Source organism: Streptomyces sp. MBT65, assembly GCF_016612545.1.
Lineage (GTDB): Bacteria > Actinomycetota > Actinomycetes > Streptomycetales > Streptomycetaceae > Streptomyces.
The window spans coordinates 1-7,402 of the sequence record NZ_JAENRY010000415.1; the positions used below are offsets into that span (position 1 = coordinate 1).

The following is a 7,402-nucleotide window of genomic DNA, read 5'->3' on the forward strand; positions in this document are numbered from 1 at the left end:
AGCCCGGTGGGCACACCGCCCGCGACGGTGCTCGCCATCAGCGCGGGCGGTGTGCCCACCGGGCTGCTGCTCGCGCTGGTCCAACTGCCCGTCACCTGGCTGGCGATAGCCCTCTACGAGCACACGGCCCGGCGGCGCGTCGACCCCCTCGCGGACCGCTTCCGCAAGCAGGCCGAACTGGACGCCAGACGGGAGGCGGCACGATGACCGCGCCGAGCACGACGACCGCGCTGACCGGCCTGCGGGACTCCTCGCAGACCATGTCGCTGGTGGCGTTCTCCACCGTCGCCACGATCACCCTGCTGCTGTGTGTGCTGACGGGCCCCGACGGCGACGACCTCGACGAGTTCTACACGGGCTACGGCTCCCTCTCGCCGCTGCGCAACGGCCTTGCCATAGCGGGTGATTACATCTCCGCGGCGAGCGTCCTGGGCACGGGCGGGGTGATCGCCCTGTACGGCTACGACGGCGTGGTGCTCGCGCTGAGCACGGCCCTGTCGTTGCTGCTGCTGATGTTCCTGCTGGCCGAACCGCTGCGCAACGCGGGCCGGTTCACGATGGGCGACGCGCTCGCCCGCCGGATGCCGGGCCGGTCCGTACGGATCGTCGCGTGCACGGTGACCATCATCGCGCTGCTGCCGCTGATGCTGGTCCAACTCGCGGGCGCGGGACAGCTGTTGGCGTTCATCCTCGGGTTCTCCAGCGACTTCCTCCAGACCGGCTGCATCATCGGCCTGGGCGCGCTGATGATCAGCTACGCGGCGATCGGCGGCATGAAGGGCACCGCCCTCATCCAGATCCTGAAGATCGTGATGCTGCTCGGGTCCGGGGCCGTCATCGCCGTACTCCTTCTGAACCGCTTCCACTGGGACCTGGGCCTGTTCTTCGACACGGCGGCGGAGCGCAGCGGCGCCGGACCGGCCTTCCTGCACTCGGGACTCCAGTTCGCCGGCGGTCCAAGTCCCCGTCTGGACATGATCAGTTCGCAGTTGACGGTGGTGATCGGCGGCGCCTGTCTGCCGCACATCACGATGCGCATGTACACCGCGTCGAGCGCCCGGCAGGTGCGGCGGTCGATGTCGTGGGCGGTGTCGAGCGTGGCGCTGTTCGTGGTGATCGTGACGGTCGTCGGGTTCGGAGCGACGGCGTTGATCGGCCGGGCGGCGATCGCGCAGGCGGATCCCCAGGGCAACACGGCCTATCTCCTGGGCTCCCGGGCGGTGTTCGGGACGGGCATGTCGACGACGGAGACCCTGCTGCTCACCACCGTCACCACGGCCGTCTTCCTGACCCTGCTGGCCTCGGTCGCCGGGATGATCCTCGCGTGCGCCAACTCCCTTGCCCACGACGTCTTCGCGACCCGCGCGCGGGAGATCCCGGTCCGCCGCGAGACGACACTGGCCCGCTACTCCGCGCTGACGGTGGGCGTTTTGGCGATCCTGCTCGCGACGCTGGTCCAGCACCGGGGCCTGCAACCCCTGGTGACCCTGTCGTTCTGCCTGGGCGCCTCGGCCATAGCGCCCGCCCTCGTCTACAGCCTCTTCTGGCGCCGCTACACCCGAACAGGCCTGCTGTACACGCTCATTGGCGGCACCCTGGCGGTCCTGGTGCTGATGCCGGGCACGAACCTGGTCTCCGGCTCCCCCGCCGCCGCCTTCCCGCGGGCCGACTTCAACTGGTTCCCGTTCACCACCACGGGCCTGGTCACGATCCCGCTCGGCTTCGCCTTCGGCTGGCTGGGCACGGTCGTCTCGGGCCGCCGCGAGGAGGACGAACAGCGGCGGCGGTACGACGCGACGGAGGGCTGGATCCTGGCGGGCGCGGTACGGGGAGCCGGCGGCGGGACACCCGGAGAGCCGCCGCATGACCGACGCAAAAACCCCGCATGACCGGTGCCGTAGCCGTGCATGACTCGTTCTTTGCCACACCACCGCCTCGACTCCCGTCGTTCACCGATCCTTTCCAGACTCTGCACGTCCGAGCGTGAAGGTCCCTGCATCAGCGGGAGTTGAACATGAGCCACGGCCACAGTCACGGCGACCACGGTCACCACCACCATCACCACCACGGGGACGGGGACGCCTCGTCGCTGCCGCCCGCCCTCGACACATCGGTCCCGGACGCCGAGTTGACGCCCGGTCAGCTCTCACGAAGAGGCATGCTGCGCCGAACGGGCCTGCTGGGCGCGGGACTCGCGGCGGGCAGCGTGCTCGCCGGCGCGGGGGAGGCAGCCGCGTCGGTGCAGGAGCACACGGCCAAGTCGTCGAAGGGCAACGGCGGTTACCTGTGGCTGGCCGGTGACCACCACATCCACACCCAGTACAGCAGCGACGCCAAGTACCGCGTCATCGACCACGTACGCCAGGCGAACGCGCACGGCCTGGACTGGATGGTCATCACCGACCACGGCAGCGTCGCGCACGCCAAGATCGGCGTGGAGAAGGTCAATCCGGACATCGTCGACGCCCGTGACAAGACCGAGGACACCCTCGTCTTCCAGGGCCTGGAGTGGAACATCCCGGGCGCCGAGCACGGCACGGTCTTCGTGCACCCCGGCTCCAACGAGGTCGCCGTGCTCAAGGAGTTCGAGAACTCCTTCGACGGCAGCGTCAAGGGCGCGAGCGGCAACTCGCCCGCCAACGAGGCCCTCGCCATCGCGGGCGTCAACTTCCTCGCCGACCAGGTCCGCCGCCGCAAGGTCAAGGACGCGCTGTTCCTCGCCAACCACCCGGCGCGCAAGGGCATCGACTCCCCGCACGAGATCCGCGGCTGGCGCGACGCGCAGCCCACGATCGCGGTCGGCATGGAGGGCGCCCCCGGCCACCAGGCGGGCGGCATCCCCAAGCCGAACGGCCCGGGCAGCGGACGCGGTATCTACGACAACAGCCCCAGCGCCGACTCCTTCGCCGGTTACCCGCTGGAGAGTTACCGCACCTGGGGCGGCTTCGACTGGATGACCTCGACGGTCGGCGGCCTGTGGGACAGCCTCCTCGCCGAGGGCAAGCCCTGGTGGATCACCGCCAACTCCGACTCCCACAACGTCTACGCGGACACCGCCCTGCGCGGCCCCGGCGGCGACTTCAACGCCAACGGCCGCTACGAGGACCCGGTCTACAGCGGCGGCATCAGCCTCACCGACACCGACTTCTGGCCCGGCCAGTACTCCCGCACGCACGTCGGCTCGACCTCCTTCGCGTACAAGGCGGTCATGGACGGCATCCGCGCGGGCCGCGTCTGGGTCGACCACGGCGGCCTGATCAGCGGCCTCGACGCCCGCCTCTCCGCCGGCGGCCGCGAGGTCACCCTCGGCGGCTCGCTGCACGTCCGCCGTGGCGCCCAGGTCGACCTGGTCATCAGGATCAGCCTCGCCAACGGCCCCAACTGGGCCCAGTTCCAGCCCACTCTGGCCCGCGTCGACGTCATCCAGGGCGACGTCACCGGCCCCGTCAAGGACAAGGACACCTTCGCCACCCCGGCGACGAAGGTCGTCAAGTCCTTCGAGGTCGACAAGTCCTCCGGCACGGTCCGCCTCACCTACTCCCTCGGCCGTCTCGACAAGCCGGTCTACGTCCGCCTCCGCGGCACCGACGGCAACCGCTCCGCCGTGGGCATCAACGGCGCGGCGGTCGACCCCGCGGGTCCCGCGATGGACGTCCTCGGCGACGCCGACCCGTGGAAGGACCTCTGGTTCTACTCCAACCCGATGTGGGTCCTCCCCGCATGAGCACGTCCTACGACCCGTCCGGCGTCCACCCCGTCATAGGGGTGGACGCCGGCACGGCGACCCTCCGCGAGGCGGACCACCTGATCCGCGACCTGACGACCACGCTCGCGCTCCCCCCGGGGACGGTCGCCTGCACCCACCTGATCCGCACGGACGCACGCCGGGGGACGGCCGTGTCCCTGGAGTTCCCGGACGCCGAATCGGCGGAAACCGCCTGGCGACAGCTCACGGAGTCCGAGCGGACCACACCCCGGGGCGACCGGGAAGCCGCCGCCCTGGCAGCCGCCGACCACACGGCCCGCCGCTCGGGCCGAGCGGTCCTGTTCCCCGGCGCGCAACACCTCACGGGGACGATCCCCCTGTCCGACCTCCTGGAACGGACGGCCATCGACCGGGTGATCGTGGTCGGCGCCACATCGGGCGAACCTCCCGCCCCCACCACCCCCGTACACACGCAGGACCACGTACGACCGGAATGGCGCGCGGGCGAGCTGGTCCTGGCCCTGGTCCCGGCGGTGGGCAACACCCTGGCCCCGTTCGAGGTCCCCAACCCGACACCGTGCTGCGCCGATCACGGCTGACCCCGGGCGACCGAGGGGCGCGGGGCTGTGTCGAACTGCGGCTCCGCCGCCTGGGCGCGACCAGCCCCCACGCACCCGCAGCGAACTACTCCGCCGCCGCCCGCCCCGTGAGCGCCGTCAAACTGCTCCGCACGTGATCCATGTGCGCCTGCATGTCGTCCCAGGTCTCCCCGTGCTCGCGCAGCACCCGCTCGGTGTCGCGGGCGATCCGCTCCGCCCGCACCCGTGCCTCCGCGACCACCTCGGCCGCACGCTCCGCGGCCTCCTCCTGGCGGCGCCGGTCCGACAACTCGGCCTCGGCGTAGGCCTGTTCGGCCTCGGCCAGCGCGGCCTCCGCACGCGCCACCCGCTCCGCGCACTCCGCGTCCACCGCAGCCACCCGCGCCTCCGCGGAGCGCTCCGCCTCGGCCCATCGCTCGGCGTGCTCCTTGGCCTGCTCGCCCAGCATCGCGGCGGTGCGCTGCCGTACCTCGCGCAGCGCGGCGAGCGCCTCCGTGCGCCCCTCCTTCACCTCGCGCCGGGCGCCGATCCGGATGTCGTCCGCCTCGGCGCGGGCCGAGAGGAGCCGCTGCCGGGCGCGTTCCTCGACCTCCACGCGGAGCGCGTCCGCGTGTTCCCGCGCTTCTTGGAGTACGCCGGCGGCGCGCGCCTCGGCCTGCGCGACCTGTTCGCGCGCCGCACACCGCGCGGACTCCCGTACGGCGACGGCCTCTTCCTCCCCCAGCTGGAACAGCCGGCGCGCCCGCTCGCCGAGCGTCTCGTACGTCTGCGGGGCGAGCCGCGCCACCGTCTCCCGCAGCCGGTCGGCCTCCGCCTCCATGTCCCTGGCCAGTACGGTCAGCCGCGCGGCCCGTTCCCAGGCCGCGTCCCGGTGCCGGGAGATCGCCGCCGCGTACGCGTCGACCTGGTCGGGGCGGTAGCCGCGCCCCCGTACTGCCACGAAGCCACGTGGCGACACCGATGCGCTGCTCATCCTGGAACCCCTCTCCGCCCGACGGACACGAAATGATGATTTCGCGCATATCTTGATGGATCGGGCGTAAGTGTTCATAACGCGACACTCCGCAGACAGGTCACGGGCGTCATCCAGGCAAAAAAGGGCCGGACCCGGTCGTCCGACCGGGTCCGGCCCTTTCCGTACGGCCGCTTCAGCGGACCGGCGTCACAGCAGCCCGTCCCACATCTGCTCCAGCAGCACCGACCACCAGCTCTCCGGCGAACCCAGCGCCGCCGGGTCCAGCGAGGCGAGCTGCGCCTGGAAGTCGACGGTCCAGCGGCCCGCCTGCTCCTGGTTGAGCCCGTACCGCAGTCGCCACATCCGGCCGAGCAGCGCCAGACAGCGCGCGAACTCGGGCAGCCCGGTGTTCACGAACTGCGGCGGTACGGGCGCGCCGCCCGGCCCCGCCTCCACCGGTACGGCGACGATGTTGGCCGTGCCGTACTGGACGCAGATCGCCTTGCCGAAGTCGCTGCCCATGACGAGGTAGGAGCCCGCGTCGGCGGACGGCCGCACCCCGCGTTCCTGCGCGAGTTCGGCCAACGTCGGTACCGGGCGGCCGGGTTGGGCCTGCGCCCAGAAGAACGGGCCCATGTCCATCGGCAGCCCCGCCGCGACCAGGGTGTGCGCGACGACCGGCGGGACGCCCTGCCGGGACACCGCGGCCTGCTCGAACCGGAAGACTCCCGGCCCGAACGCGCCCGCCAGTTCCTGCGCGATCGCCTCCGGCGGGACCGGCGGTGTCGGCTGCACCGGCGGCAACGGCGCCCGCACCGGGGCGAGTCGGGCCGGGCCGTCGGCGACCTGGTGCAACTCGCCCTGGTGGGCGAGGAGTTCGCGCATCCCCTGCTGCCGGCTCGCGTGATCCGTGCCGTACGGCGCGATGCTCGCGATGCGGGCCTGCGGCCACTGTTCGCGGATCATCCGCGCGCAGTACGCGCCCGGCAGTTCGCAGGACTCCAACTCCGTGTGCAGTTCGAGTACTTGGTCCGGCGGGATGTTCATGCCGCGCAGCTCGTGGAAGATCTGCCACTCCGGGTGCGGCGTCCCCGGCGCGGACCGCCGGATCAGCTGCTGCTCGGAACCGTCCGGCGCGCGGTAGCGCAACACGGCCTGATAGCCCGGTCCGACGGTCGGCTGCCCCTGCGGCGGATAGCCGTAGGCGGGCTGCTGCTGCCCGGGGAAAGGCTGCCCCGGCATGGGGCGCCCGGGCATCTGCTGCCCCGGGGGCGGCATCGCACCGGGAGGCATTACTCCGGGCGGTACCGCACCCTGCGGCGGGGCGCCCGGCGGCATACCGGGACCGCCCAACGCACCGGGCGCGCCCGGGAATTGCGGCGGCGGAGGCGCACCCGGCCCACCGACCGGGGGCCCGGCCAGCACGGTCTCGGCGTGGTGCACGGCACCGGGGGCACCGCCCTGCGGACCGGGGGCGCCAGGAGCAGCACCGGGCGCGCCGGGCATCCCGGGGGCGTTCGACGGCTGAGGCGCACCAGGTGCACCCGGCGGCTGCGGAGCCCTCGGCCCCGCGGACGCGGGCCCGCCCCCCTGCCCGGGATCGGCAAACACCGTCGCGGCATGGTGCACTGCGCCCGGAGGCGTACCCCCAGGGGTGTTCGGCGCACCGGGCCCACCCGGCGGTGTACCGGGCGGCTGCGGCGCACCGGGCCCGTCCGGACCGAGCCCCGGGACCATCTGCGTGGCCACATACCCACCGCCCGGCGGCGGAGGAGGCGGCGGCGGAGATCCAGGCGCACCGCCCGGCCGCGCACCCGGCGTCCCCGGCGCGCCCGGCGGAGGCGGCGTCCTCGAACCGCCGCCCCGGCGCGGCGGAGGCGCCGCCTTGCTGGTGGCGGCGTCGGCGATGTCCCCGGCGTTGGGCGCGAGCCCCCGCCCCGGCACACCGGGCCCACCCGGAGGCTGCGGCACGTTACCGGCACCGCCCGGCCCCTGCGGATACCCGTAGGCGGACCCCGGCGGGGGCGCACCCTGCGGACCACCGGGCGCCGGCGGCGGGGTACCCGGAGCACCGGGCCCTTGCGGATACCCGTACGACGACGAACCCGGCGCCCCAGGCTGCCCCTGCCCCTGCCCCTGCCC

At 72.9% G+C, this 7,402-nt stretch carries 6 protein-coding genes; 4 read left to right on the plus strand and 2 right to left on the minus strand.

Translation table 11 applies throughout. From position 1 onward, the window contains the following. From JHN63_RS46720 to JHN63_RS46735, 4 genes are all read left to right on the plus strand, one after another. On the plus strand, positions 1-207 hold a 207-nt coding region (locus JHN63_RS46720; protein ID WP_200691216.1), incomplete at its 5' end, for a DUF485 domain-containing protein. After that, positions 204-1,889, plus strand: coding sequence for a cation acetate symporter (locus JHN63_RS46725; protein ID WP_200691217.1), 1,686 nt, complete (start codon positions 204-206; stop codon positions 1,887-1,889). The genes JHN63_RS46720 and JHN63_RS46725, both read left to right, overlap by 4 nt. A 125-nt stretch (positions 1,890-2,014) precedes the next feature. Then, positions 2,015-3,724: a PHP domain-containing protein gene (locus tag JHN63_RS46730; RefSeq protein WP_200691218.1), complete on the plus strand. Its 1,710-nt coding sequence runs from the start codon at positions 2,015-2,017 to the stop codon at positions 3,722-3,724. Next, entirely contained in the window at positions 3,721-4,305 is a 585-nt protein-coding gene (locus JHN63_RS46735) for a hypothetical protein (RefSeq protein WP_200691219.1), read from the plus strand. The genes JHN63_RS46730 and JHN63_RS46735 overlap by 4 nt, the downstream gene beginning before the upstream one ends. Before the next feature lie 85 nt (positions 4,306-4,390). Here the strand turns inward: JHN63_RS46735 and JHN63_RS46740 are convergent, their stop codons facing one another. Beyond that, a complete protein-coding gene (locus JHN63_RS46740; RefSeq protein ID WP_200691220.1) occupies positions 4,391-5,278 on the minus strand; it encodes a cellulose-binding protein in 888 nt (295 codons plus the stop codon). Between the two features lie 189 nt (positions 5,279-5,467). Continuing rightward, positions 5,468-7,402: SUKH-4 family immunity protein (locus tag JHN63_RS46745; RefSeq protein ID WP_200691221.1), on the minus strand; the 1,935-nt coding region annotated here is incomplete at its 5' end.